Origin of the sequence: Butyrivibrio sp. XBB1001 (assembly GCF_000424505.1) — a bacterium.
Lineage (GTDB): Bacteria > Bacillota > Clostridia > Lachnospirales > Lachnospiraceae > Butyrivibrio.
The window spans coordinates 71,018-96,694 of sequence record NZ_AUKA01000006.1 but is presented as its reverse complement, the minus strand read 5'-3'; the positions used below and the strand labels follow the sequence as shown (position 1 = coordinate 96,694).

General features: G+C 39.2%; 22 protein-coding genes. 17 read left to right on the top strand and 5 right to left on the bottom strand.

Annotation, left to right across the window (positions count from 1 at the left end):
• The first annotated feature begins 1 nt into the window (after position 1).
• Genes G631_RS0106865 through G631_RS0106840 form a run of 6 tightly spaced genes read left to right on the top strand, consistent with a single transcriptional unit; the run spans position 2 to position 7,971 of the window.
• Entirely contained in the window at positions 2 to 592 is a 591-nt protein-coding gene (locus tag G631_RS0106865; protein ID WP_026488821.1) for a VanZ family protein, read from the top strand.
• Positions 576 to 2,780 carry a CotH kinase family protein gene (locus G631_RS0106860; protein WP_026488820.1) on the top strand — a complete coding sequence of 735 codons (2,205 nt, stop codon included), beginning with the start codon at positions 576 to 578 and terminating at the stop codon, positions 2,778 to 2,780. The genes G631_RS0106865 and G631_RS0106860 overlap by 17 nt, the downstream gene beginning before the upstream one ends.
• Positions 2,773 to 3,936: a nucleotidyltransferase domain-containing protein gene (locus G631_RS0106855; protein ID WP_026488819.1), complete on the top strand. Its 1,164-nt coding sequence runs from the start codon at positions 2,773 to 2,775 to the stop codon at positions 3,934 to 3,936. The genes G631_RS0106860 and G631_RS0106855 overlap by 8 nt, the downstream gene beginning before the upstream one ends.
• Positions 3,937 to 3,953: 17 nt before the next feature.
• Positions 3,954 to 5,036: a CDP-glycerol glycerophosphotransferase family protein gene (locus tag G631_RS0106850; RefSeq protein WP_026488818.1), complete on the top strand. Its 1,083-nt coding sequence runs from the start codon at positions 3,954 to 3,956 to the stop codon at positions 5,034 to 5,036.
• A gap of 15 nt (positions 5,037 to 5,051) precedes the next feature.
• Positions 5,052 to 5,984: an HPr kinase/phosphorylase gene (locus tag G631_RS0106845; RefSeq protein ID WP_026488817.1), complete on the top strand. Its 933-nt coding sequence runs from the start codon at positions 5,052 to 5,054 to the stop codon at positions 5,982 to 5,984.
• Between the two features lie 4 nt (positions 5,985 to 5,988).
• On the top strand, positions 5,989 to 7,971 hold the full coding sequence (locus G631_RS0106840) for an asparagine synthase-related protein (protein ID WP_026488816.1): 1,983 nt from the start codon (positions 5,989 to 5,991) through the stop codon (positions 7,969 to 7,971).
• A 55-nt stretch (positions 7,972 to 8,026) separates the two neighbouring features.
• Here the strand turns inward: G631_RS0106840 and G631_RS0106835 are convergent, their stop codons facing one another.
• Positions 8,027 to 8,212, bottom strand: coding sequence for a hypothetical protein (locus G631_RS0106835; RefSeq protein WP_026488815.1), 186 nt, complete (start codon positions 8,210 to 8,212; stop codon positions 8,027 to 8,029).
• 119 nt (positions 8,213 to 8,331) lie between these two features.
• Here G631_RS0106835 and G631_RS20120 point away from each other — a divergent pair, with 119 nt between their 5' ends.
• From G631_RS20120 to G631_RS0106795, 8 genes are read left to right on the top strand one after another with little or no spacing between them, the layout of a single operon-like run.
• Positions 8,332 to 8,796 carry a lasso peptide biosynthesis B2 protein gene (locus G631_RS20120; protein WP_051196969.1) on the top strand — a complete coding sequence of 155 codons (465 nt, stop codon included), beginning with the start codon at positions 8,332 to 8,334 and terminating at the stop codon, positions 8,794 to 8,796.
• Positions 8,793 to 10,490 carry an ABC transporter ATP-binding protein gene (locus tag G631_RS18370; RefSeq protein ID WP_051196967.1) on the top strand — a complete coding sequence of 566 codons (1,698 nt, stop codon included), beginning with the start codon at positions 8,793 to 8,795 and terminating at the stop codon, positions 10,488 to 10,490. The genes G631_RS20120 and G631_RS18370 overlap by 4 nt, the downstream gene beginning before the upstream one ends.
• 5 nt (positions 10,491 to 10,495) lie before the next feature.
• On the top strand, positions 10,496 to 11,185 hold the full coding sequence (locus G631_RS0106820) for a response regulator transcription factor (protein ID WP_026488814.1): 690 nt from the start codon (positions 10,496 to 10,498) through the stop codon (positions 11,183 to 11,185).
• A gap of 20 nt (positions 11,186 to 11,205) precedes the next feature.
• Positions 11,206 to 12,012, top strand: a complete 807-nt coding sequence (locus G631_RS0106815; RefSeq protein ID WP_026488813.1) for a sensor histidine kinase — start codon at positions 11,206 to 11,208, stop codon at positions 12,010 to 12,012.
• 27 nt (positions 12,013 to 12,039) lie between these two features.
• Complete coding sequence (locus tag G631_RS18365; protein WP_051196966.1) at positions 12,040 to 13,050, top strand: glycosyltransferase; 1,011 nt, start codon at positions 12,040 to 12,042, stop codon at positions 13,048 to 13,050.
• A 13-nt stretch (positions 13,051 to 13,063) separates the two neighbouring features.
• Positions 13,064 to 13,759: a polyphosphate polymerase domain-containing protein gene (locus tag G631_RS0106805; RefSeq protein WP_026488812.1), complete on the top strand. Its 696-nt coding sequence runs from the start codon at positions 13,064 to 13,066 to the stop codon at positions 13,757 to 13,759.
• 9 nt (positions 13,760 to 13,768) lie between these two features.
• A complete protein-coding gene (locus tag G631_RS0106800) occupies positions 13,769 to 14,440 on the top strand; it encodes a DUF4956 domain-containing protein (RefSeq protein WP_026488811.1) in 672 nt (223 codons plus the stop codon).
• Positions 14,441 to 14,477: 37 nt separating this feature from the next.
• Positions 14,478 to 16,709, top strand: a complete 2,232-nt coding sequence (locus tag G631_RS0106795; RefSeq protein ID WP_026488810.1) for a CotH kinase family protein — start codon at positions 14,478 to 14,480, stop codon at positions 16,707 to 16,709.
• A 10-nt stretch (positions 16,710 to 16,719) separates the two neighbouring features.
• Here the strand turns inward: G631_RS0106795 and G631_RS0106790 are convergent, their stop codons facing one another.
• The 4 genes from G631_RS0106790 to G631_RS20110 are packed head-to-tail and all read right to left on the bottom strand — an operon-like array spanning position 16,720 to position 21,699.
• The gene (locus G631_RS0106790) at positions 16,720 to 17,802 is read right to left on the bottom strand and encodes a sugar-transfer associated ATP-grasp domain-containing protein (RefSeq protein WP_026488809.1); all 1,083 of its coding nucleotides are present in this window, start codon (positions 17,800 to 17,802) and stop codon (positions 16,720 to 16,722) included.
• Positions 17,803 to 17,816: 14 nt separating this feature from the next.
• On the bottom strand, positions 17,817 to 18,935 hold the full coding sequence (locus G631_RS20115) for an NAD/NADP octopine/nopaline dehydrogenase family protein (protein ID WP_051196964.1): 1,119 nt from the start codon (positions 18,933 to 18,935) through the stop codon (positions 17,817 to 17,819).
• 5 nt (positions 18,936 to 18,940) lie between these two features.
• Positions 18,941 to 20,764, bottom strand: a complete 1,824-nt coding sequence (locus G631_RS0106780; RefSeq protein WP_026488808.1) for an aminotransferase class I/II-fold pyridoxal phosphate-dependent enzyme — start codon at positions 20,762 to 20,764, stop codon at positions 18,941 to 18,943.
• A gap of 14 nt (positions 20,765 to 20,778) precedes the next feature.
• A complete protein-coding gene (locus G631_RS20110; protein ID WP_051196962.1) occupies positions 20,779 to 21,699 on the bottom strand; it encodes a LicD family protein in 921 nt (306 codons plus the stop codon).
• A gap of 230 nt (positions 21,700 to 21,929) precedes the next feature.
• Here G631_RS20110 and G631_RS0106770 point away from each other — a divergent pair, with 230 nt between their 5' ends.
• The 3 genes from G631_RS0106770 (at position 21,930) to G631_RS0106760 (ending at position 25,615) form a co-directional block, all read left to right on the top strand.
• On the top strand, positions 21,930 to 23,000 hold the full coding sequence (locus tag G631_RS0106770; protein WP_026488807.1) for a sugar transferase: 1,071 nt from the start codon (positions 21,930 to 21,932) through the stop codon (positions 22,998 to 23,000).
• A 108-nt stretch (positions 23,001 to 23,108) separates the two neighbouring features.
• Positions 23,109 to 23,615 (top strand): SEC-C metal-binding domain-containing protein, encoded by a 507-nt coding sequence (locus G631_RS0106765; protein WP_026488806.1) that lies wholly within the window; start codon positions 23,109 to 23,111, stop codon positions 23,613 to 23,615.
• A gap of 116 nt (positions 23,616 to 23,731) precedes the next feature.
• On the top strand, positions 23,732 to 25,615 hold the full coding sequence (locus tag G631_RS0106760) for a threonine--tRNA ligase (RefSeq protein WP_026488805.1): 1,884 nt from the start codon (positions 23,732 to 23,734) through the stop codon (positions 25,613 to 25,615).
• The last annotated feature ends 62 nt before the right edge of the window (positions 25,616 to 25,677 follow it).

The window sequence follows — 25,677 nt, the reverse complement described above, 5'->3', positions numbered from 1 at the left end:
AATGAACTATTATTTTACAGTTATTTGGGGACTTATAATTGAACAGCTACGGGGAATATATGTGTCACAGATTGAGCTTTTGTTTATTGTAGGAGCCCTGGTGATTCTTATTCCTGGATATATCCTGATGAGGATAAATGGGAATATTACCAAAAGGGGGCTTTTTACTGCCTATTTTCTTTTTGTATATGTAGGAATAATGCTTCTTATAACCATATTCAGGAGACAGCCCGGCTCAAAAGAAGGCCAGATAGTAACTCATTTGGATTTTGGATATATTAAGGGCGGATGGTTTAGGCAGAAACAGGCGGCTTACAGCATCCTTAATGTTTTTTTGTTTGTTCCATTTGGCTTTTTGATAAGAGTTTTAAGGAAAGAAGAAGGACACATTCGAAACATTGCCATGTGTACACTTTTAAGCTTCCTCTTTAGCTTTGGAATAGAATGTATCCAGCTTATGACAGGGACAGGTTCTTTTGAAGTGACTGACCTTGTTACTAACTTAAGCGGGGGCTTTATAGGAGCAATTATTGCTTCCTTGATCTTATATATTTTAGACAGAAGGATTTTGAAACATGAAAAAGAAATTTAATCTAAAAGATATTTTGATAATTGCACTTAGTATCATTTGCCTGTGTCTTTTGATTTTTATTATCTATGCCTCCAGAAAGAGCAGCGAGATGGTATCAGAAATGCTTGAAAGTGACAGCGAGCTTGTGGCATCTACTGTAGCAGAAACAGAAAAAGTTTTTACCGACTATATAGAGCTTAGCGAGGCTTCTTCAGAAAAATATATTGAGCTTTACAACTTTGGAACCGACTCCATCGATCTGTCTGGTATAAAGATTTTCCTGGCTGGGGAGGAAATCGGAACCATAGGAGATGGAACTTTAATTGATAAAAATCAGTACATCGCCATAGACCTTAAGAAAAATCCAGGAGATGCCAAGGTTAACATAATCACACTTAAGGACAAAGATGGCAATGATATTGCCGGATATATGCTTCCACAGATAACTGCAGGGAAGAGCTACGGAAAGAGAAGTGCTGATAGTAAGGAGATGGGATTTATGTCTCCTACCAAGGGCAAGGCAAATGACTCAAAAGAAATAGAATATGTAAGCTTTGATGGTATAAAGTTCTCTACCCCATCAGGTTTTTATTCCGGGGCTTTTCCTCTTACATTGGAAGCAGGCGCTGGGGAAAAGATATATTACACAACAGATGGTACAATGCCAACAACAAAGTCTGATGAATATGTGGAACCAATAATGATCAGAAAGCCCTCAAGCTCTGATGCGGTATATTCAAAGATAGCCTTTGACTATTATCAAACGGCTAAATATACAGGTGGAGCTATTGACAGAGCTATGGTGGTCAATGCCATAAGAGTAGACGGAAGTGGTAATGTCACTGGACAGGCTTCACAGATATACTTTATTGATATGGCCAGGGATGTATCTTACAGGAATATTCCTATTATTTCAGTCACTATGGATCCGGAAGATCTGATTGGATATGAAAGCGGTATTTACGTTTCCGGTAAAGGATACGATGACGCGCTTATTGCAGGAGAGGCACATCCCAGCAACTTCTCCAATTATTTAAGTAAAGAGAAAAAGGATTGTCAGGTAACCTTTTTTGAAGCTTCTAAGGGCAAGTCATTAGAGAGTGATGGAAAGATAGGAATCTATTACAACAGCGAAGTATACTCTGTTCAAAAGGCCTTTAAGATTACTATGGATGGATCTATATGGAAATATGTAGGTTCATCACTTCATGATTATATAGATGGTAATTATGAGCTAATTGTGCAGCAGAACCTTGATGATGAGGATGGCAAACTTAGAGAATATATTGCTAACGGACTTTTGGAGGATACAGCTGTTGGAACCTATGAAATGACGCCAGTTGTGTTATTCCTCAATGGAGAATACTGGGGCGTGTATATGCTCAAGGCTCCTTATGATACCAAATATTTTGCTAAGGAATATGGTGTAAGTGAAGATGGACTTAACATAAGAAAATATTATTATGGAGTCTATAATCAGTCCTTCAGAAGTCTGACAGATTATATAACCTCAAACGATATGAGCGTGCCTGAAAACTATGAGCATGTTAAAGAGATGATGGATATTGATAGCTATCTTACATATGTATGTGGCAATATTTATCTGGCTAATTCAAAACTAGGTACAACAAGAACTTCAACATGGAAGACCGTTGATTCTAGTGGTACTGGCTACTCTGATGGAAGATGGAGATGGCTCATGGATTTCACAGGAGATACCATGAACAGCACCAGAAAGCAGAATTACAAAATAAATACATTCATGCAGCCTGGGGTTCATGGCGATAGGGTGTTTCAGTCGCTTCTTATGAACAAAGAATTCTGTGATCGTATGGTTGAAATCATGGAGAAGCTGATAGCCGAGAATTTCAGTAAGGAAAACTATACAGAGGTTATAGAGTACTATTCAAATCTTATGAAAAAACCTGCCATGGATTCACATTCAAGATTCTACAGCTCATATTCTGAGACTGAGTTTAGCATGCAGGTAGATAATATTTATGAGTTCTTTGAAAACAGGGCAGACTACATTATGCAATACACAAGGGATCTGGCTCAGAAGGGCGGTGATATGGCGTATGTTCAACAGTATGAGGAACAGGCTTTAGAGGAAAATCCTGATGAGCAGAGCTATGAAGAAATGAATAGTTCAGAAGACAATGGTGACGAAACAGTAGTGCAGGAAAATGAGGACAATACAGATGGCTGAGACATTAGTTGATATCAGACTTTATTACGCAGAACTTATCAGGGCATGTCTGGAAAAAAGAAAACCTGCTCCAATTCCAGAAAAGGTTAGTCTTAATGATTTACTGAGCTATGCTAAGACTGGACAAATCAGCTATCCGATATTTAGCTCGCTTATTAAGCTGGACATAGATGAAGAACATGCTGATACCATCAGGCAGGCACTTAAGCTGAGCACATTTAGGACCTTTATGCAGATGGGGGCATTTACTGAGATAACCAATGCCCTTGAGGCAGCAGGTATTCGCCATCAGGTGTTAAAAGGGGCAATCATAAAAAGAGACTATCCATCGCCTGAAATAAGAGAAATGAGCGACATAGATCTTGTTATCTATGATGAATCATTGGATAAGGCCGCTAAGGTCATGGAGAAACTTGGCTATGATAATCATGGCATCATCAAGCATCACATGATCTTCACCAAGGGAAATGATCTTTATGTAGAAGTACATTGGTGCCTTTTTGATGGAAGCGTAGGCCATAGTCAGCATTTATATTTTAATGACTTTAGAGCAAGACTCATAGATGGAAAAAAGTATACCTATGAGTTTAGCCATGAAGATTTCTATGTTTATTTGATTGCACATATGGCCAAGCATTTCTTTGAAACCGGGTGTGGTATCAGAAATTTGATGGATATCTATGTTTATATGAATAAATATGGAGACCAGATGGACAAAGATTACCTTAATAAGGAACTTGAAAAGTGCGGGATCAGGGACTTTGAAAGGGAAATGCGAGAACTTGCATTTATCTGGCTCGACAGCAGAGAATGTCCTGAGTTTTATGAAAATCTTTTTGCCTACATGCTGGACAGTGGCATCTATGGCAGGGGAGAAAATGGTGTATGGGGGCAGCTTGCAAAAGAAACTGCTACAGGCAATAGAAATATCAAAGTCCATTACTATTTTCCATCCATCAATTTTATGAAGGAGAAGTATACATGGTTAAATAAAGCTCCTTTCTTACTTCCAATAGCATGGGTTGTAAGAGGCGTATGCGGGGTAAGCAGCAAGTCTTCAAGGGAACACAGGCAACAACTTGAAAGTACGGACAAAGACAATGTTGAGAAAATGCTGGATATTTACCATAGATTGAATTTGAATTTTAGAAAGTAATTTTTGTGGGGGAGATTATGTTTCTTAAGAGGGGAGTTTTTAATTCAGTAAGGGGAGTAGGAAGACTTTTTTTCCGAAAACATATTTGGCTTGTCAGCGACAGGGAAAGATCTGCCGGGGATAATGGCGAAGCCTTTTTCAGGTATCTGCAGGATAAGCCGGTGAATTCGGTGTTTGCAATCAGCAAGGACAGTCCTGATTACGCCAGGATGAATAAAATCGGGAAAGTTGTAGATTATGGATCACTTAAGTACAAAATGCTTTTGTGTATCAGTGATTGTCATATTAGTTCGCAGCTGATCCATATGGAGTCACATTCAGAGACTCCACAGATTTTTTTGCAGCATGGAGTAGCTGTAAATACTATCGCTAAAATGCTAGCACCTGTCTGCCATAAAAATTTTTATATTTTGTGTTCCAGTAGGCAGGAAAGCTTAAATAGATGTAGAAATGAGTATAGTATTTCTGATGATCATATCTGGAATTTAGGTTTTCCAAGATTTGACTTATTAGAGAATGAAGCTAAGAAACTCGTAATTATTGCCTTTACCTGGCGTGCTGAACTGGCTGGAAGTACAGAGGAAGAGTTTAAAAAATCCTATTATTATTCAGAGCTTGCTCGTATTATGACGGATGAGAAATTACTAGATGAATTAGCTAAAAGGGGATACAAGCTCTGCATAAAGATTCATCCGGAGATGGAGAGATTTAAGGAACTGCTTCCGGTATCGCATAACTGCAGCATTTACACGAAGCCATATAGAGAATTATACAAAGAGGCAGCAATCATAATTACAGACTATTCCTCATGTATCTATGACTTTGCCTATCTTAATAAACCAATAATTTATTATCAGTTTGATGATGGCAGATACTATAAGAATAATCCATATGTTGAGCTGTGTGGATTTAGCTACAAGGAAAATGGGTTAGGACCAGTAGTGACTAGTTACGAGGCGTTTATCTACGAACTTGAGAAGTGTATTGATAATAATTGCGCTATGGAAGATGAGTATCTAAATCGGACAAAAGAGTTCTTTTTTTACCATGACAAGAATAATTGCGAAAGAGTCTATAAAAAGATTCTTGAAACTATCTAGAAGGAATAGTATGTGATGTATTGCTATGAACTATATGGATTAAAGGTACAATCAAATATTGAATTTCCGCAGTTATTAGCTATAGATGAGTTTTCAGAAGATAGTGCTGAGATAGAAATGCTGATGGAGAATAACACTATAAACTCAGATTCAGACGAAGCCAGACAAGATCAGAAAAAAGGATATGGCCTAACTGAGAATGGGGGTTGGTTTTATAATCAGGCGGGCTATTTTGATATAAAAACAGAGAATGATAAAACAACTATAAGATGCGCCAAATATAGTGATGTGGATGAAAGTATTGTAAGATCTTTTTTTCTTGGAAATTGTGTGGCACTTGGGATGACCCAGAGAAATAAGATTGTTTTACACGGAAGTACTCTTTTGATGGGTGACAAGACGATTCTCATATGTGGAAATAGTGGAAGTGGAAAATCTACTACAGCTATGGCACTAATTGAAAAAGGCGCTAAACTTATCGCAGATGATATTTCTGTGATTGATGTAGAAACGGCTGACGGCTGTGCTTATGCTTACCCGGCCTTCCCAGAGCAAAAGCTGTGCAGGGATGCTGTGGAATATAATCATATTGATGTTGAAAAACTATCTTATGTTAATGAGGACCGAGATAAGTTTTCATATATCAGAAAAGAAGTTTTTGAAAATAAGAAGAAAAAAGTAGATGGAATGATAGCCATTAGAACTGTTGAAGGAACTAATGAGGAAGTAAGTATCAGGAAAATAGATGGTGCTGATAAGGTGAATGCTATTACAGATAAATTCTTTTTAAATTGGTTGTATGGACATGGGCTGGAACTGCATCCAAAAGAAATGATGAAATGCTTTGCACTGGCAGGACAGATAGATATTTGGGATGTTTCAAGAACTTGTGACGGAGATACTAGGGTAAAGCTTGTTAACAGTATTTTAGATGTATTGAAGGATTAAAGAGATGTCTGCAATATGGGGTTATATAAGTTTTGATTCTGAGGTAAGAGAATTAAATACAGAAATGAAGAAAACCTATGAAGATTGCGCTATTGACAGGTTTGAGGAAACAGCTTTTGATCGGGGCTTTTTTTCCTGTGGAATACAGTTCTTTACAAAAGAGGCAGAATATGAACGTCTTCCAATAAAAGATCTTAAGAGAGGAATAGTCTTTACTGGGGATATTGTTTTAAATGGCAGAGATGAATTGATAGACGAAATAAAGACTTGCTTATCAGATGGGGAGATAAGAGATTTTTCTATAGGATTATTTGGGGAAAAGGATCCTGTCTCAAATATGCCAGTATCTGCGTGGCCCGATGGAGTCCTAACGTATTTGGCATATTCTATCTGGAATGAGGATTTTACAGAGCATATACAAGGCCTTTTTGCTATAGCAGTATATGATACTGATCAGCAATTGTTCAGATTATACACAGATCATATGGGAACACGCTGCGTTTATTATAGCATTTGTGGAAAAGAGCTATTTTTCTCTAGTCTATCCAGGCCTATATACAACTGTATGCCATCAGAATATAGAGGAATAAATGAAAAGTGGATCACAGGCTGTCAGTTTACAAATACAGCCGCGATGGTTCTTTTCCCTGAACTAACCCCTTTTGACAACATTTATCAGGTGGTCAGAGGGCAGGTTGTAGAAGTAAGAATAGATGGAGAAAATGTAAGAAAGGCTGCCAAAGAATATTATAGGCCTACCTGTAAAAGTATTATTCATGATAAGCCAGACAGTTACTACAGGGAGAACTTCAGAAAGATTTTCTGGAAGTGTGTAGAAGATGCAATGAGATGCAGAGGCGCAGTTGCAGCAACAATAAGCAGCGGCCTTGATTCTACTTCTGTGGCTGCTGTAGCCGCCAGCATACTTTCTGAAAAGGGCGGAAAACTATATGGTTTTACTTCTGTTCCCTTAAAAGATTACGTAAACACCTATGATGAGGGATATATTCCGGATGAGTCAGAGGGAGTAAAGCAGTTCTGCAAAAAGTATGAGAATATTGAACCGACCTTTACCAGCTGTGAGGGGAAAAGCGCATTTACCGAGATGGATGAGTTGATCCACAAGTTTGAAGTTCCAGGGAAAGCACTGATTAACCAGGTCTGGATGATTGATATAGTCAAAAGAATGAAAGAAAAAGGCTGTCAGGTTCTATTAAATGGCCAGTATGGAAACTTTACATTGTCCAGTGGGAATGTTTTTTCAAGAGTATTCCACGAACTCTATGGAGGCAATATAAGGGAGGCAAAAAGGCAACTAGCAGCATTTGGAAAAAGATATGGAGTTCCAAGAAAAATATTGTTGAAGGCTGTTTGGGAAGAGGCGCTGGGGAAACTTCTTTTTGATCTAAATATAGATAGCAATTATAAAAAAAGTTTCGATAGAAAATATCTAAAAAGAGGCCTGCTTGAAAAGCACAGGATAATAAAGAGGGATCGTTATCTATATAAAATGAGAGGCTACAACGATTGCGAACCTAGAGTTAAACAGAATAATCTGGTTTTAGATGAAACATTTACAGAAACTATGGGGATATTTGACACAAAGATAAGCATTTACTATGGCGTTCTTTTCAGAGACCCTACAAGAGACAAGCGAATGGCAGATTTGTGTATATCTTTTCCGGAGAAAGCATTTACGGACGATGGCCTCGAAAGGCGATTAGTGCGTGAGTATTTGAAGGATATGATACCAGACAGCATCAGGCTTGATCCGGGACATAGAGGAGTACAGAGCCCGGATGCGGTTTTGAGACTTAAAAAATTTGGTAATGAAAAAATGAGGACACCATTAACTGATCAAATTTATGAGTACTTTAATGAAGGGAATGTAAAAGAATTGTTCAAGCAGGATGTTAATGAAGAAAATCACAAAGATATAGTGAGAATACTGGCAATGGACTGCTTCTTAAGAGAATATGCAAGTTGACTTTTGTATTAAGAAAAAAAGAGTCGCCTGTAAAATGCGACTCTTTAGAGTGTAATCAAGGATTCTGAGGTGTTACATGCCAGTCATCCTGATTCTTTTCTCCTTCTCCACTAAAGGAGTAGAAGTTTCTGTGAAGCTCGATGCTATATACTGCAGCATCACAGTAACCAGATCTGGCATTACCAAGCGCTGTATTACTGATATTGAGCTCCTTGATTTCTGGAGAAGTCCAAGTTTTCATACATTTTGCCCTCCTTTGCTGTCTATGGCATAAAGATAGCAAGCAAGACCGTAAGTGTAAAGAAATCTAACAAAACTGTTACCTTTTAATGTATTGAAGTGAACTATAATAGGAGAGATATGGGCATCATAGGAAGAGGATATAGGTTCCTTAGATACAATGAACATAAAAGTGTGACCCTTAAAGCCTGGGGTTTATCTGCGTATTACAGATTTCAGATGCTATATGAGGATACAAGAAAACTAAATAAAAAATGGGGCATTGAGGGAGAGGAATCTGCAGAAGATGTCTCAATGGATGAATATCGCTACTGCAAGAAAGTCTCCTACGCTGTAAATCAGGTCTGCAGTAAGACGAAATGGGAGAGTAAGTGTCTTGTAAGAGCGCTCACAGCCCAGAAGCTTCTTGCAGAAAAGGGAATAGAGTCCACTATGTATCTTGGGGTTAAGGAAGATGGAAACCACAAAATGGTAGCCCATTCCTGGATAAGGGTAGGAAGAGTTTTTGTAACCGGAGGCAATGGTGTAGCAGATGGCTATGCTGTAGTAGATAAGTTTAGATCAAGGATCAGTAAGAAAAGATGAGTAAGATTGAGAAGCTTAAGCATTATTGGAATAGGCGAGAGGATGCAATTGAATACTTTAAGTGGTGTCTGAATTACACTAAGCCATACCTTCCACAGCTTGCCCTGCTTATGGGATTTGATTTTCTTGGAACATTCATGTCAGTTGGAATGGCCATCATAGGAAAAAAGCTGATAGATAAGGCTTCTATTGGTGACCTTTCAGGCTTGTGGAAAATCATAATCATCTATGTAGCTGTAATCTTGGGAAGCCAATTGATGGGCATTATAAGTAGCCTTTTAGCTGTAGTCGTTTACGAGAAGTTTGGCTTTGGAATAAGAAAGAAGGTATATAGGAGAATTCTTGATACCTGCTGGATTGATATTTCCAAGTATCATACAGGAGATCTGATGACAAGACTTACAAGTGATGTGGGTGCTGTGTCTGATGGTATCGCTAATACTATACCAACGATATTAAGACTTATGGTAGAGCTTTTAGTAACCTTCTGTACGCTGGCATACTACGATCTTAGACTTGCGCTGTTTGCACTGCTGGTGGCACCAATAGCCATGATCGCAAGCTTCTGGCTGGGCAGAAAGCTCAAGTACCTTACAGTTAAGGTTCAGCAGACTGAATCCAAATATCGCTCCTTTATGCAGGAGAGTCTTGCAAATATCCTGATCGAGAAGTCTTTCTGTCTTGAGGATTATTCAGAGGAGAGACTTACTCAGCTCCGTGATGAGCGAATTTACTGGGTATTTAAGAAAAATAGAACAAATATGTATGCTTCAGCAGCCATGGGATTGTCTTTTCAGCTGGGCTACATTGTAGCATTTGCCTGGGGGGCGATTTGTATCGCTAATAAGACTATTACTTACGGAACAATGACAGTTTTCCTTCAATTGGTAAACAGGATCCAGGCGCCAATTGTGAGTCTTGCCCAGCTCATACCAAGGATCATTTCAATGCTTGCATCTGCAGGACGAATCATAGAACTTCAAGATCTCCCCAAGGAGCAGTATCTTGGCAAATCAATAACACCTGAAAAGATAGGTGTTAAGGTAGATACTATTTCTTTTGGCTACACAGATGATCTTGTATTTGAAGATGCCAGCATAGACTTTAAGCCGGGAGAATTTACCGCTATTGTTGGTAAATCAGGAATTGGTAAAACTACGCTTGTAAGGCTTATCATGGCGTTTACCAATAGAATGAAAGGTAATATTGAATTCTACAATGAAAAGGGTGAAAGCATAGAGGCCAGCCCCGACGCCAGACAGTTTATCGCCTATGTGCCTCAGGGTAATACTTTATTTAGTGGCAGCATCAGAGACAACGTCCGTATGGGTAAAAAGGACGCTACGGATGAGGAGATAGTAGAAGCACTTGAGAGCGCTGCGGCTTACGATTTTATCAAGGAGTTCCCGAAAGGGATAGACACCATCATTGGCGAAAAGGGAGTAGGAATTTCTGAAGGTCAGGCGCAGAGAATTGCAATTGCCCGGGCACTTGTTAAGAAGGCGCCATTCCTTATTCTTGATGAAGCAACTTCTTCCCTTGATGAGAGTACAGAGCTTAGAGTTTTGGAGGGAATCAGAAAATGGAATCCATCTCCGACTTGTCTTTTGATAACGCACAGAAGGTCAGTGCTGCAATATTGTGACAGAGAGATTCAAATAGTAGATAAGAAGATGTCTGCTATCGCGGGGTAAACGGTATGTACAAAATTCTTATGGTGGATGACGATCTTGAAGTTTTAGAGGTTAATAAGAAATTCTTTGAAGATAAAAACTGTAAAGTGCAGGTTTGTTCGGAAGCTTCAGAGGCCCTTGGAATTGTGGAAAAATTCAAACCGGATTGTATCCTTCTTGATGTTATGATGCCTGAAATAGACGGGTTTAAATTATGCAGGAAAATGAGGCATGTTACCAATGTGCCCATTCTATTTCTGTCGGGCAAGGTCTCTGAGGATGACAAGATAGAAGGCTTTGAAGCTGGCGGGGATGACTACATTGAAAAGCCCTACAGCTTAAGGGAAGTTTATGTCAGGATAGTTGCCAATATCAAGAGAAACACTCAGAGGGGTTCAAAAAAGAGTAGTAGCATGCTGATAATCCTTGGGGATTTTGTTATAGACAAGGAAAAGCATAAACTCTTTTACCAAAATGAGGAAATAATAATATCCAACAAAGAGTATGAGCTGATATTGTTCCTGGCTCAGAATCTGAACAGAGAGATTACTTTTGAAGAAATTGGTATCAAGTTGTGGGGAACTTATATTGAAACTGACAGGCGAAATGTAATGGTGAATGTTTCAAGACTTCGTAAAAAGATACTTGATAATACAGGTGTGGATAACCTTATAGAGACTGTATGGTCTAAGGGTTACAAGCTGGTAAGCCATTGAGGATAATAAGGGGAGAATATATGGCTGACAAGAAAAAATTTGAGCAGCCCAAGGTTGACAGTGATACTGTAGCTGAGCTGTCAAAAAAGTTATTAGAGGCTAACGCAAAGCTACAAGAAGCTGAGCATGAAAGAACGCTTATGCTTGAAAATATATCTCACGATCTGAGGGCACCGCTAACAGCTATAAGGAGTGCCATAGACTATCTGAAAGCCAGGGATGAGAAAGATGGGCTTGAGGCTTCATCTAAAGATTATACCGACATGCTAAGGCTTATAGATAACAGGGCATTGACACTAGAAGTCCTTGTTCAGGATCTCTTTTACCTGACCAGTATTGAAAGTGGAAGAGAGGAGCTTAAATTGCAAAGAGTGCCCATAGGGCAGTTCCTTGAGGAGTATTTCTTTGCGGCTCAGATTGATGAAAGATATTCAGGAAGGAATCTTTTATTAGAGATTCCTGAGGATGATGACAGCTTTGTTTCTATTGACATCGGCAAGATGAGCAGAGTGCTGGATAATCTTTTTACTAATGCCAGGAAGTATTCGGAGGATGGATCCGATATTACTCTTGGTATGGGGCGCTATGGGGATAATGTTTGCTTTTTTGTAAGAGATACTGGAGCGGGAATCCCAAAAGAAGAGGTGTCACATATTTTTGAGAGAACATACAGAGTGAGTAAGTCAAGAACCCCGGAGGGAGAGACCAGTAGTGGTCTGGGGTTATCGATTGTAAAGAGCATCGTGGATCAGCATGGAGGCAGAGTCTGGTGCGAGAGTAACTTAGGTGAGGGTAGCTGCTTTTTTGTAGAGCTGCCAGTTGTATGAGAAGCGTTTAAAAGGGTGGAGAGTATTTTGTTAGGTTCAAAGGTAAGTATTATAGTGCCGATTTATAACGGCGAAAACTATATAGATAATTGTATTTGTAATCTAAAGAAACAGACCTATAGTAATCTCGAGTTTGTTTTAGTTGATGATGGAAGTACAGATAAGACTTCCATAATGTGTGATGAACTGACTAAGGGAGATAGTAGATTTAAAGTCATTCATAAGCCAAATGGTGGACTTAGTACTGCGAGAAATGCAGGTATAAAGGCTTCTTCGGGAGATTATGTGTATTTCTATGATGTGGATGATGATGTTATTCCAAGTCTTATTGAAGATAATGTCAGGCTGGCAGAAGAACATAATGCAGATGTTGTGATGTTTGGTTTCTGGTATCACAATCTGGATACAGGAGAGCGCAAGGATAATATCTTAGGAAGAGGATTTGTGGGGAATGGAGATGAGTTTTTTGACAACTATCTTCAGCTTGCGGTAGATCATGAGGTATTTAATGCCCCTTGGAATAAGATATATCGCAGGAGTTTTCTTGAGGAAAATAATCTCGAGTTTTTGCCGGAGTATCCAATCTATGAGGATATTATTTTTTCAGTCAGGATGCTCAAAAAGGCAGAGAAGATCGTTGTAAATGACAATATGTACTATGTTTACTATATCAGGAGTGCTGGAAGTCTTATTACCAAATATGTAGATGGATATTTTGATTCAGTTACATTTTTTTATGATAACGCTTTGGATTATTGCAGATTGCATACTGATAATAGCAAACAGATATCGAAGCTTAGTACTTTATATGTAAGGCTTGTAACCAACAATCTTAAACAGATTAGTAACAACGACAATCTTGACCGTGCTACCAGAATCAGACTGATCAGAAATATATGTCGTAATGAAAAGTTCAGAAGCGCTCTAAAGCTTGCCAGGTTAGAGCCCAGGAAGATATTTGTTAAGGTTTTTGCTCTTACAGGTAATGCTTATGCAGTGTATAGAATGTACAGATTTCTAAGTAGGCATTGCAGATAGAGGCGGGTGGACTATGGGCGAAACACTATTAAACGTATACCGGAGTGAACTAAAGTATTACATCAGCCTCTACGAATACTATTATCTCAGGCAGATGCTGCAGAACATAATGGAGCCAGATCCCAACATGGGAGCAAGAGGCGAGTATTTTATCAGGAGCCTGTATTTTGATTCTGTGGATAATGTTGATTACATGAACAAAGTAGCAGGGATTGAGAACAGGAAAAAGATAAGGCTAAGGATATATGATACTGATTCTCAAAAGGTGAAATTAGAAGTAAAAAACAGGTTTAACTCTTATATGCAAAAGGAATCTCTTTCTATAACAAGGGATGATGCTTTGCGGATAATAGATGGGGATTTTGATGCCCTTGACGGCTTTGAAGCCAATGTGTCGAGGAAGGTTAAGAACATCATGGTGGATAATGTCTATACTCCCAAGGTTATCGTTGATTATGAGAGGGAAGCCTTTATTTATCCAGAGCACAATGTGAGAGTTACATTTGACAAAAATATAAGGGCAGCATTTTCAGACAGACTCTTTGATCCAGATCTTTCGATGACACCAGTGATAACAGAACAGGTGATGGTTCTTGAAGTTAAGTTTGATCAGATGCTTCCAGAATATATAAAGAATGCAATAAGTACAGCAAGAATTCTAAACTCGTCAGTAAGTAAATACTGCATGGCAAGAGAATTATTGGGATAGGGGGATAGTATGAACAAAAAGGAACTTCTTTATTATTTACTTGAAAATAACACTAACATTTCAATTTCTGAGATTGCAATTGGACTTATCATGTCCGTTTTTCTGGCTTTCTTTATCTATTTTATCTACAAGAAAACCTACTCTGGAGTAATGTATTCCAAGAACTTTAATGTGACAATACTACTGGTAACTATAATAACTACAATGGTAATGATGATCATAGGAAGCAACCTTGCTCTTTCACTTGGTATGGTGGGTGCTCTTTCTATCATCAGATTCAGGACCGCTGTCAAGGATGCCAAGGATAGTGCGTTTATTTTCTGGGCTATTGCTGTAGGTATAGCCTGCGGTTCAGGAATTTATACCATCGCTATTTTGGGAAGCATCATTATAGCACTGGTACTTCTTTTCTTAAGTAGAGGTGTGATGGATGTGACTTCATATCTTGTGATCGTCCATGGTGATTCTTCTGTAGAGGCTGAACTGGTTTCAAAGACAATTGACCAGTATTGCTCCAAGAATGCTCTTAAGATGAAAAACATCACAGATTCAAAGCTTGATATGACGTATGAGGTTACCTTTAAGAAGGGACAGGAAGAGCAGCTTACAAAAGAGCTGAGAAAAATATCAGGTATTTCAGCAATCAATGTTGTTACTTATAACGGCGAAGTAGCGGGGTGAAGGGGTGAAACACCGTAATTTCTATAGGGTATTGGGGATGTTTGCGGCAATCCTTGCATTCGCTGTTATGATACTCTGCATAAAAACTGAATATAGAAATCTGGATAATTACCCGCAAAATGAGACTGGAAAGACTCTGTGCATCAATGAAGTTATGTACTCAGGTCTTGGTCTATACAGAGATGAGGATGGAGATAACAGCGACTGGATCGAACTATACAATTATGGGGATAAGCCAGTTAATTTATGGGGCATGTCTATCGCTGATCACGTGGGAGCAAGCAGAAGGTGGTATTTTCCTAACTATGTGATGGAGCCTGGAGAGTATCTTATAGTATGGGCATCAGCCAAGGATAAGGTAACTGAGGCTGGTCAGATGCATACGGATTTTATGATAAGTTCTTCAGATACTATTACTCTGTACTACGGCAGGGATTGCGTTGATAAGCTTCATATTTCTGCCCCGGTTGACCCCGGAGTATCTGTTGGAAGACCTGCCAAGGAGCCAAGAGCTCTGGCTGTTTTATCTAATGCAACTCCGGAAAAGATTAATAATACCAGGCCCATCTCCTATCTGGTGAGGCTTGATGATGAGCTTTCTCCACCAGAGTTTTCAAACGAATCCGGAGTGTATTCATCGGACTTTTATCTAACGTTGACTTCAGAAGATGATGACACTCAAATTATTTATACGCTGGATGGATCAGAACCAGATGAGAGTTCAGCCATCTATTCAGGGCCGATACATGTCTATGACAGGAGTGGTGAACCTAATGTGATTGGCAATGCCAAGACCACGCCCAATTACGAAATGAATTACTATTGGGAAAATACTTATTTATATAAAGGAACTGTGGTAAGGGCCAGAACCATGAAAAATGGGGCTATGTCTGATGAAATAGTCACTAAATCCTATTTCATTTCTCCTGAAACAGATTTAAATATAGTATCTCTTACAGTTGACCCGGCTGATATGTTTGATGAGCGCGACGGAATCTACGTTCCCGGCGAGACATATTATATCTGGAAAAAATATAACAAAGAGAGCACAAACACTGTTTTTCCACCTGCAAATTACAATGCGGAAGAAAAGGTAAAAGCACACCTTGAAATCATGGACAGCAGTGGAGCGATACTTGCAGATAATGAAGTAGAAGTAGAAATCATGGGTGCTGCCTCCAGGTCCAACGCTGCCAAGGGACTTAAAGTGACAATGGCAGACAATGGAGAGTCTTTTGATGCTGGCATGTTTGAGCTCATTCCACAGGCAAATGTAACACAAAATGCAGAAGGGGCTGATAGTCTGCTCCTTAGGGCAGGGGGAACTGATTTTAACAAGTCAATGTTTTGTGATATTTTGGCTCAGTCACTTGTAGCTGATAATATGAATATTACCTATCAGGCAGCAGAGCCTGCAGTACTTTTCATAAATGGAGAATACTGGGGAATACATAATATTAGAGAAGCATACGGAGCGGATTATTTTAATAGGCATTACGGAATAAATCCATCAAACTTAAGCCTTATTAAGCTTAATACTGGTATAGACCCTTACGTGCCAGAGATTTCAGAAGGCACTATGCAGGACCTTCAAGATTATCTCAATCTTGTTGAATATGTTAAGACACATGATTTGTCAGTGCAGGAAAACTTTGATTATGTTGCAGATAAGATTGATGTGGAGAGTTTTATGGATTACTTCATCGCGGAAATCTACTATGGTAATGACGACTGGCCTGGCAATAACTTCCGCATATGGAGGGCTACGCAGCCAGGTAACAAATATGGGGACAATAAGTGGAGACTGGTTCTATTTGATCTCGATGATGCCTTTTTATACCCGGAGTTTAATTCTGTAGAGTATGTTCTGACTGAGGATTACGACAAGGAAATACTTGATGGAGTCAACTTAAACTTTGATGATAACAGAGAAATAATCATTGCACTTATGCAGAATGAAAAGTTTAAGGCAGATTTTTTTGAAAGATTTGATCAGTGTCTTGATACTGTCTTCTCCTCTGAGAAGGTACTTGCGCAGATTGACGAGCTTCAGTCCATATATGACTCTGAGATGCCGGCGCACTTTTCAAGATGGCATACGCAGGATGGATGGCTAAAGAGGATAAAAAATAAATTTAAGTATACTTATTCTGAAAAGGATCTGTATACCTATCAAAGATGGCTTGCAAGAATAGAAAACATGAGAACTTTTGCCAAGGAAAGACCTGATAATTTGCGAAGCTATTTAAATGATTATATAGAAAAATGAAAAGGAGTGGTCAGAATTCTGACCGCTCCTTAACTAGTTTATCCCAGATTATTCTTAGTCCGTATCCAACTGGCGTTTGAGAAAGATTTGGATCCCATCCGTCATTTCCTTCAACTATCATAGGCCCTTCTGGTGTAATGGCTACATCCCAGCCAATTGTAAAAAGCTCCGGAATTCTTTCGTGAGTACTAATAACAAGCTCTTTTGCTTCATTCCAGAAAGGGATTTTTAAACCTGCATTGGGATTTTCATATCGCTTTTTTTCTGTAAAGCTGAACATATCATTTCTTACGGTTCCATCATCATTAACACCAGTAAATAATCCTCCCATATCGCCGTTATCAACAAGCTTACCATGTTTACCAAATCTTAAAGCTGCAGTGGTTATAACTACTCTTTTTCCAGTATTGAAAGTTACAATTCTCATGGTATTTACGGAGGTATCGTTGAATTTGTTCATGGTAGGATGCTGAGTGATAAATGCCTGGATAAGCCAGTTGGATCTTGGATTATATAGTGAGTCCAAAAACTCTTTTATAGTAAAGGTTTTTGAGTCATAAATAATCTTATTATCCTGAACCATTGCTACCATTACGCCTGTACCACTGCAGCCAAACGTGCTTTTGAAAACCACGTTTTTTCCTGAAAAATCTTTGAGAAAGATATCCGCCGTGATTTCTTTTTTGCCCCCATCTTCGGAAAAACTATAAAGCTTTCCATTTTCATATATTCCATAGGATCTGCAAAAAGCATTGGTATTGCCGTGAATAGATCTCATGAGCATTTCAAATGACTGTTTATCACGCATGAAAAGGGTGTAGTCATAGGGAAATGCACTTCCTTCAGGGTAATATGTCGCATTTACGTCATGCCTCTGTTTGAGGAAGATGCCTCTGTCCAGCCACTGATCTAAGTTAGTGGTTTCTACCCTGTCCATTCCATAGAGGTTATAGCATACGTTGACGTCATTGTATTTGTTATACCAGTCGGTAATCTCATGCAGTCTGACTTCTCGTGGTTTTCTTTCAGATTCTGTGTAACAAGTGGGTGCATCTACCACAGCTTCTATTTTTGTTAGTATTTCCTGATCCATTTTTTCTCCTACTATTACAAATAATAACTTAGTAATTTCTTCCTGTTATTGACACCATAAATCTGAGGAATTCCTGTACTTTTTAGATCTTTTCCTATAAATTTACCATCAACATACCATTCTAATCCCATATATTCCGCGTACCAGGATAAAAGCTTATCCATCATAGGTGCTTTCGTTCCTATAATATCTGCATAGGATCTGATAATAGCAAGCCCCCATGGGAAATCTTCAGTAAACATACGGGATGTTGTGTCCGAAGAAAATCCTCCGGGAACCTCTATCATAGGCGCATATACCGACTGGAATGTAGCTATGCTGTTAATTTTTGCAGTCATGGCCCCTTCAGTAGGTGATTCGTAGTGTTCTGTAAGTGGTCTTATGGCACTGGTATCCAGTTCATCGATTTTATCAAGAATCTGGTGCAATTCAGAATCCATGGTTAGAAGCGTATGAGAGGCTTCATCTGTCCAACCTACATAGAACTTACATTTATCGCTAAAAACATGGTTTTTTGTGTATTTTCCAAAAATCTCATAAGTTCTTGAAGTGTGGAGTATAGGGTTAGTAGGTGTAAGGGCTACTGATAAGTAATTGTCGGCCTTCTTTGTTTTTAGGCCGCATGCTTCTATCTGTTCACATGCCCAGTCAAGTCTTTCAGGCCTTTGGGTTCCTACGACGCTAAAGGGCTTCCAGCTCTTTAAATTAGCTTCCTGTCCGTATTTTTCAAGTTTTGCTGTAAAAGGAACTCGCTGGAATCCGAAGAGAGTCTGGGAGTTTGTAAAATACTTTCCAAAGAAAAATTCGCAGCCCCCTCCTCCTGGCAAAACTCCTATTAAGGCGCTATCTGAAACATAGGGAGCAATGTCTTTAAATGCTTTTTCTACGGCAAAATGCGGAAGTGCGATAAATACAATGTCAGCATCTTTTGCGGCAACAGAAGGGTCCCCGGAAATATTGTCAGGTTCAACTTCAAAGGAAAAGCTTCCTTCCCAGTCGTTGCACTTTAATACTTTTGAGAATTTCTCGGGCCTTCTGGTAAAAAGAGATACCTTATCAGCTGGATTGTGATTCTTTATATAACATGTGAGGGTTGTTCCAATATGTCCCCCTCCAACAATACAGATATTCATTAGCGTTATTCCTTCTCTCCAAGTACGTCTTCCAGAGCTGCAATAATAGCATTGTCTTCTTCTTTCGTCTTTACTGCAAGCCGAATGTACTGTCTGTTATTTACGTCCATTTTGGGACTGAGGTTTTTAATAAGGATATTGTGTTTAACTATAAGAGTTCTTGTAAGGGCCTCGGCCGACATTCCGCCTAGAACCTCAGCCATAACATAGTTGGCCTGACTTGGGATAACCCTAAGGTGCTTGTTTTTGGAGAGTCCTTCTGTGTAACGCTTTCTTTCCTCACGGAATTTTTCAAGAGCGGCAACATAATCCTTTTTGTATTTTTCAGATATCTGCATATAGAACTCGCCAAAGGAATTGATATTCCAGATAGCTACGTCTTTTTTCATATCTTCGATAACTTCCTGGTTTCCGGATGCGAGGACACCAAGCCTAAGGCCAGGAACACCGTAAGATTTGGAAATACTCTTCATTACAAAAAGGTGTTTGTTGTCATCAAGTAGCTGTTGGTCAAGCAATGTGTTATTAAGCTCATCAGAGAAGTCAGCAAAGGACTCATCGATAACCAGCTTAATTCCCTTTTGCTTTGTCCAGGAAATAAGCTTAAGAATATCAGCGTAAGGAATATAGTTACCAGAAGGGTTGTCAGGGTTGATGAGCACCAGATTACTTATATCTTTATCTTCAAAGAAGGAGGTAATGTCATCTACTGTATAGGTGTAGCAGTCATTACCTGGCCAATATGCTAATACCATATCCTTATCGTATCTGTGAGCATATTCTTCGAAGGTGGGCCTTATGATGCCAAGTTTTCCATCAAAGTGTTCCATGAGACTTTTGATAAGTTCTGCTGCGCCGTTACCAACAAGGATATTCTCCTGATGAACTCCAAAGTTCTTGGCAGCTAAAAGGCTGTTAACACGCATGCCAGAAGGATATTCTGTGAGAAGAGTATCAAAGTTTGCTCTTAGTTCATCCTTCATTCTTTCAGGTGGAAAATAGGGATTAACAAGGTAACAGAAGTCCATTAACTTGGGATAACGCCAGTATCCACCGTAACGTCCCTGAAGGAGTTTTACACGTTGATCCTCATCAGGAATAAACATTGACTGCGCTATGTCCAGATCCTGAATGTCATCGATCTCATACCAGAGTTGACCGCTAAGCCTTTTTGCTTTGATTTCAGGGTCATCAAGCATAGTGATAACACGAAGAACCTGTTCATAGTATTCGTTTTCACCGAGAGCACTCTGATATGCTTCAAGGAAAGGTACATAGTGAGTTTCAGAGAAGTGCTTACTGAATTTATAGATGTTTACTGTCTTGTAATAATCCTTGATTTCGCTGAATTTGAATCTTTTGCCTGGAACAAAGGCCTCAATGGAATCGTCACTGCCAATCTTGATGCAGGTTCCATCCATCCAGGATTCGTACTTATCCACAAGAGCCAGAGTCTGTCTTGGATCGTTTATGATTTCATCAAGAACTGCATCTTCGAAAATAAGATCTGATTCAAAAAGAAGTGTATCTTCTTTGCGTAGCCAATCTTTTGCAAGAGCAAGAGAATAGATATTGTTGGTCTTATCATAAATTGGGTTGTTTATATATGTAATAGGCGTGTTGATACCAAGAGTCCCAATAAAATCAATAAGATCCTGACCTCTGTATCCAACCACGATTACAATACGGGATAAGTAACGCTTATCAAGCTGCTCAAGCATACGTTGGATAAGTGATACTCCGTTGACTTTTACCATACATTTTGTGTTATTAGCAGTGAGTTCTTTAAGTCTTTTCCCCATTCCTGCTGCCAATATTATTGCCTGCATATTTTATTCCCCCATTATCCTTTTTCTTGGCGCATTCTTTCCAGCACTTTTGTATAGGATTCCTCCGTACTGTTTATAACTTTTCCAAATTGTTGGTGTATTGCTGCCTGCTGCTTGGGTATCATATAATCTTTGCCATAGTACCGTAATAATATTTCATGATATCCTGCAGGTACAGGCACTTTGGTAAATTCAAAAGGTAAATACAGAGTCTCTGCAAACCATTTTTTTTCAAGGTATCTGTATTTGTTGAAAAATTTGTAAAAGGTGACCTTATCCACAAGATTGCTTTTGAATGGAATAAAGTGACACCATTTATCAAATTTTCTATAAGCTTTGGCGGGATCTTTCCTACATTTGTCAGCATACTTCCCCATGACAAAGCCCTTAAAGGTCTTGGGGGGAGTAGCAATATATACATAACCAAAAGATCTTCTGTAAAAATTCAGCAGTTTACATTTAAGCTTATTAAAAAGTCTTGATTTAGAAGTGACATCGACAGGGAAAATATCTAGGAAAATTCCCTGATTGAAGGGCACTTTTAGTGCCTCGTTTGAAAGTATGGCTGCAGTTTCGGAATTGCGCAGCTGAACATGCGGCCTTAGAAATCCCTCATCATTGTATGGAGTTTGCAAAAAGTAAGGATGCTTGAATTCTGAATCCCCAATTTCCAAAAGCTTGTCATAGTCTTCCCTTAGCATGACTACGTCTATATCATCATCCCAAGGAATAAAGCCCTTTTCCCTTACTGCCCCAAGTAGTGTTCCACTATCTACAAAAAAATGAAGGTCGTGTTTTTGACATACCTTTTCAAGTTCATTTAAAAGATCTAATAAAACTGCCCAGATTTCTTTACTCTGTCTGGTAACAGCATATCCACATCTTTCCTCAGGTTCTAAAAAGCCCTCTGGAGGTGTGATGTTAAGATTGACCATTTCTAGTTCCCCTCCCAATACTAAAGTCATACCTCACATGATTATATCATCTTACACTGCTTTCGCCATCATTTGATTTTGGAAAGACGGTAATTCTTTTACTATGAATAGAAAATAATAGTGTTATTGACCGAAGCCTTAAAACGTATATATAATTATTTTCTGAGTGAAATTTCAGAAATACGGTTTTGTTGTGGGTTATATATGTGTATGAGGTGTGGGGAACATAGATGAAATATATAGTAAGCGAATCTTTATGTGACAATAATTTAGGTAAAACAGCTATAGGAAAGGCTAGGGCAGATATTGAGCAGGTGGCACAGGCCAATGGCTTTGAACTGCTGAAACTGCCTTTGGTCGATCCGAAGTATGCATTTAGTCATGCTACACATTTCAAGGTATATGAGAATTGGAAGCAAAATATTCCAAAGCTTGGTAAAGGTGATGTTTTACTGCTGCAGTTGCCGCTCAGACAGCATACACTATTATTTTCAAAATTGCTTAAAAAGCAAAAGCGTGCAGGAGTAAAGATATATGCAATACTCCATGATCTTGATACCCTTAGGTTTTCAATGAGCAAAGCTGCTTCATGCAAGGAACGAATCCGCAGGAAAGCGGAAGAAACAGGAGTTTTAGCTCTGTGTGATGTGATAATTGCACACAACGATAGGATGAAGGCTGCTCTTGTGGTAATGGGAGTTGATGAGAAAAAAATTATTACACTTAAGATATTTGATTACTTATCGGATCAGCCTGCCAAAGACAGATCTTTTGATAAGACCGTGATAGTAGCAGGTAATTTTTCAGATGAGAAGTCTGGATTTGTGTACAAGCTTCCGGAAAATGTGAAATTTAATCTTTATGGGCTTGGTTATAAAGGTATTCAAAACGATACTATCTCATACAAAGGATCTTTTTCTCCGGAGGAACTGTCTGATAAAGTGTCAGGAAGCTTTGGACTTGTCTGGGATGGTGACAGTTTGGATACTTGTTCAGGTTTTTATGGTCAGTATCTAAAAATCAATAATCCGCATAAGACATCTTTTTATCTGTCATGTGGATTACCGGTTCTTATATGGAAAGAAGCTGCCCTATCAGAATTTGTAGCAGAGAATAAATGTGGTATTTTAATAGAGTCGTTAAATGAGATTAAAGATATCATGGATAAGCTTTCGGATGATCAATACCATGAAATTTCTGAGAATGCAGTGAAAGTGTCGGAGAGTATTAAAAAAGGACAGTTTTTTGCTAATGCCTTGAAACAGGCTGAAAATATCGCAAATAACCAGGCACAGAACTAATGAAAGTGTAAGGTTTACATCACAAGACAAATATATTAGAATATTGCATACATGCATTTACAATGACGTGTACAATAAATTTTATTATATAAGGATGGAGTATTAGTTATGGCATTATTACAAGAGTGGCGTGACAAGGCCTATTCTGAGACTGCCAACAAGGGCGATCTTCAGAGATTATGGACAGATTATTTTCAGAAGGAGCGCGATATCTATGCTCAGCTTCTCAAGAACCCTGACGAGGTAGTTACAGGTACAGTTAAGGGCCTTGCTGAGAAATATGGCGTTGAGCTAATGTATATGGTTGGATTCCTTGATGGTATCAACGATTCCCTTAAGGAGCAGAACCCAATCGACGATATGACTGAGGATACAGAGGTTAACCTTGGTTTTGACAAGGAACTTCTTTACAAGAACATGGTAGCTGCAGGTGCCGATTGGCTCTATGGTCTTGAGGAGTGGAAGGAAATCTTTGATGAGGACAAGCTTAAGGCTCTTTACAAAGAGGAGAAGGCTTCTCACACAGTAAGAAAAGAGAACAAGGTTTATCCTAACGATCCATGCCCATGCGGAAGTGGTAAGAAGTACAAAAAGTGCCACGGCAAGAACGCATAATTACATTTTGATAATGAATCGGCATCATTTTGAATAAAAAGTGATGCCGTTTGTTATGATTAACCATTATTTTACAAGGAGCATTACCCGGTAGGTATTGCGAGAAAGGACAAAAAATGAATAAAGAAGAGTTTCTAGAAGTTTACCGCCATTCTATGGCACACGTACTGGCCAAGGCCGTTATCGAGTTATACGGCAAGGAAGTTCAGTATGCAATCGGACCTCAGATTGAGGATGGTTGCTACTATGATTTCGTACTTCCTAAGGCTGTTACTCAGGATGATTTCAAGACCATCGAGGATAAGATGCGTGAGATCATTAAGAGAAGAGAGGATTGGACACGTAAAGAGGTTTCAAAGTCGGAAGCACTTGAAATGTTCAAGGACCAGAAGTTTAAGACAGAGCTTATTAATGATCTTCCAGAGGATGAGGTAATCACAGTTTATTATACAGGTGAGGATTATGTGGACCTTTGCCGCGGACCTCACGTAGATAACTCTCAGGAACTTATGAATGTTTCATACCAGGTTAAGTCAGTTTCTGGTGCATATTGGAGAGGTGATGAGAAGAGAGATCAGCTTTCCAGAATATATCTCTATGCTTTCCCAAGCAAGGATGATCTTAAAAAGCACATCAAGATGATCCAGGAGGCTATGGAGAGAGACCACAAGAAGATTGGTCCTGAACTTGACCTGTTCATGTTCGATGAGACAGCTCCTGGTATGCCATACTGGCTTCCAAGAGGATGGAAGATGTATCAGGCACTTCTTAAATACTCAAGAGAGATCCAGGAGAGACACGGTTATACAGAGATTGCCGCTCCTCTTGTTAATAACAAGAAGCTCTGGCTTATCAGTGGACACTGGGCTCACTACGTAAACAACATGTTCATGGTTCCAGGTGTTTCAGGATGGCTCAAGGCTGATGCTGAGATTCCAGGAATTCTTGAGAACAACAATGATCCTACAGAAGAGCCCAAGAATATCAAGATTCAGGCTGGTTCTGTAATCTACAATCGTGAGCAGAATGACACTATGGCTGCTAAGCCAATGAACTGCCCTAATGCCATGATGACATATAAGAGAACTAACCACTCTTACAAGGAACTTCCTATCCGTTACAGTGAGTATGATGTACTTCACCGTAAGGAGAAGTCAGGACAGATGAACGGACTTTTCCGTGTTCAGGAGTTCAGACAGGACGATGACCATACATTCGTAATGGAGTCTCAGATCAAGGAAGAGATTGCAGATGTTATTGCAATCGCTGATGAGATCTATTCAACATTCGGTGTAACATATAGAGCAGAACTTTCAACAAGACCAGAAGACTTCATGGGAGACATTGAGGTTTGGAACAGAGCTGAGGCAGCTCTTAAGGAAATCCTTGATGAGAAGTATGGAGAAGGCGGATATGAGATCAACGAAGGTGATGGAGCTTTCTATGGCCCTAAGATCGACCTTCAGATCAAGGATGCCCTTGGAAGAGAGTGGCAGTGTGGAACTGTACAGCTTGACTTCCAGCTTCCTCACAACTTCGGCCTTACATATCAGGCTCAGGATGGCAGCATGCAGATGCCTGTTGTTATTCACAGAGCAATTTACGGATCACTTGAGAGATTTATCGGTATCATTATCGAGAACTTCAAGGGTGTATTCCCATTCTGGCTCAGCCCATATCAGGTAGGTATCGTACCTATCCGTCTTGAGCATAATGAATATGCCAAGGAAGTTGAGAAGGCTCTTATGGATGCTGGAGTTCGTGTTGAGACTGACTACTCAGACAACAACATGAAGGAGAAAATCAAGAAGTACAAGAACTACAAGGATCCATACATTCTTGTAATCGGCGACAAGGAAGCTGCTGAGAGAACTGTATCTATCAATGTTCGTGGATCTAACAAGCAGGTTCAGAATGTGCCTCTTGATGCTTTTGTAGCAATGTGCAAGAAGCTCAATGCAGAGCATTCTCTTGAACTCATTGATAGCTATGAGGCTTAATTAGTTACTTAGATAAGTTTTTGATCATTTATTAGGCACAATGCTCAGGCATTGTGCCTATT

Coding starts and splice junctions, on each gene's coding strand:
- G631_RS0106865 (WP_026488821.1), top strand. CDS start 2: ATGAACTATTATTTTACAGTTATTTGGGGACTTATAATTGAACAGCTA.
- G631_RS0106860 (WP_026488820.1), top strand. CDS start 576: ATGAAAAAGAAATTTAATCTAAAAGATATTTTGATAATTGCACTTAGT.
- G631_RS0106855 (WP_026488819.1), top strand. CDS start 2,773: ATGGCTGAGACATTAGTTGATATCAGACTTTATTACGCAGAACTTATC.
- G631_RS0106850 (WP_026488818.1), top strand. CDS start 3,954: ATGTTTCTTAAGAGGGGAGTTTTTAATTCAGTAAGGGGAGTAGGAAGA.
- G631_RS0106845 (WP_026488817.1), top strand. CDS start 5,052: ATGTATTGCTATGAACTATATGGATTAAAGGTACAATCAAATATTGAA.
- G631_RS0106840 (WP_026488816.1), top strand. CDS start 5,989: ATGTCTGCAATATGGGGTTATATAAGTTTTGATTCTGAGGTAAGAGAA.
- G631_RS0106835 (WP_026488815.1), bottom strand. CDS start 8,212: ATGAAAACTTGGACTTCTCCAGAAATCAAGGAGCTCAATATCAGTAAT.
- G631_RS20120 (WP_051196969.1), top strand. CDS start 8,332: ATGGGCATCATAGGAAGAGGATATAGGTTCCTTAGATACAATGAACAT.
- G631_RS18370 (WP_051196967.1), top strand. CDS start 8,793: ATGAGTAAGATTGAGAAGCTTAAGCATTATTGGAATAGGCGAGAGGAT.
- G631_RS0106820 (WP_026488814.1), top strand. CDS start 10,496: ATGTACAAAATTCTTATGGTGGATGACGATCTTGAAGTTTTAGAGGTT.
- G631_RS0106815 (WP_026488813.1), top strand. CDS start 11,206: ATGGCTGACAAGAAAAAATTTGAGCAGCCCAAGGTTGACAGTGATACT.
- G631_RS0106805 (WP_026488812.1), top strand. CDS start 13,064: ATGGGCGAAACACTATTAAACGTATACCGGAGTGAACTAAAGTATTAC.
- G631_RS0106800 (WP_026488811.1), top strand. CDS start 13,769: ATGAACAAAAAGGAACTTCTTTATTATTTACTTGAAAATAACACTAAC.
- G631_RS0106795 (WP_026488810.1), top strand. CDS start 14,478: ATGTTTGCGGCAATCCTTGCATTCGCTGTTATGATACTCTGCATAAAA.
- G631_RS0106790 (WP_026488809.1), bottom strand. CDS start 17,802: ATGGATCAGGAAATACTAACAAAAATAGAAGCTGTGGTAGATGCACCC.
- G631_RS20115 (WP_051196964.1), bottom strand. CDS start 18,935: ATGAATATCTGTATTGTTGGAGGGGGACATATTGGAACAACCCTCACA.
- G631_RS0106780 (WP_026488808.1), bottom strand. CDS start 20,764: ATGCAGGCAATAATATTGGCAGCAGGAATGGGGAAAAGACTTAAAGAA.
- G631_RS20110 (WP_051196962.1), bottom strand. CDS start 21,699: ATGGTCAATCTTAACATCACACCTCCAGAGGGCTTTTTAGAACCTGAG.
- G631_RS0106770 (WP_026488807.1), top strand. CDS start 21,930: ATGAAATATATAGTAAGCGAATCTTTATGTGACAATAATTTAGGTAAA.
- G631_RS0106765 (WP_026488806.1), top strand. CDS start 23,109: ATGGCATTATTACAAGAGTGGCGTGACAAGGCCTATTCTGAGACTGCC.
- G631_RS0106760 (WP_026488805.1), top strand. CDS start 23,732: ATGAATAAAGAAGAGTTTCTAGAAGTTTACCGCCATTCTATGGCACAC.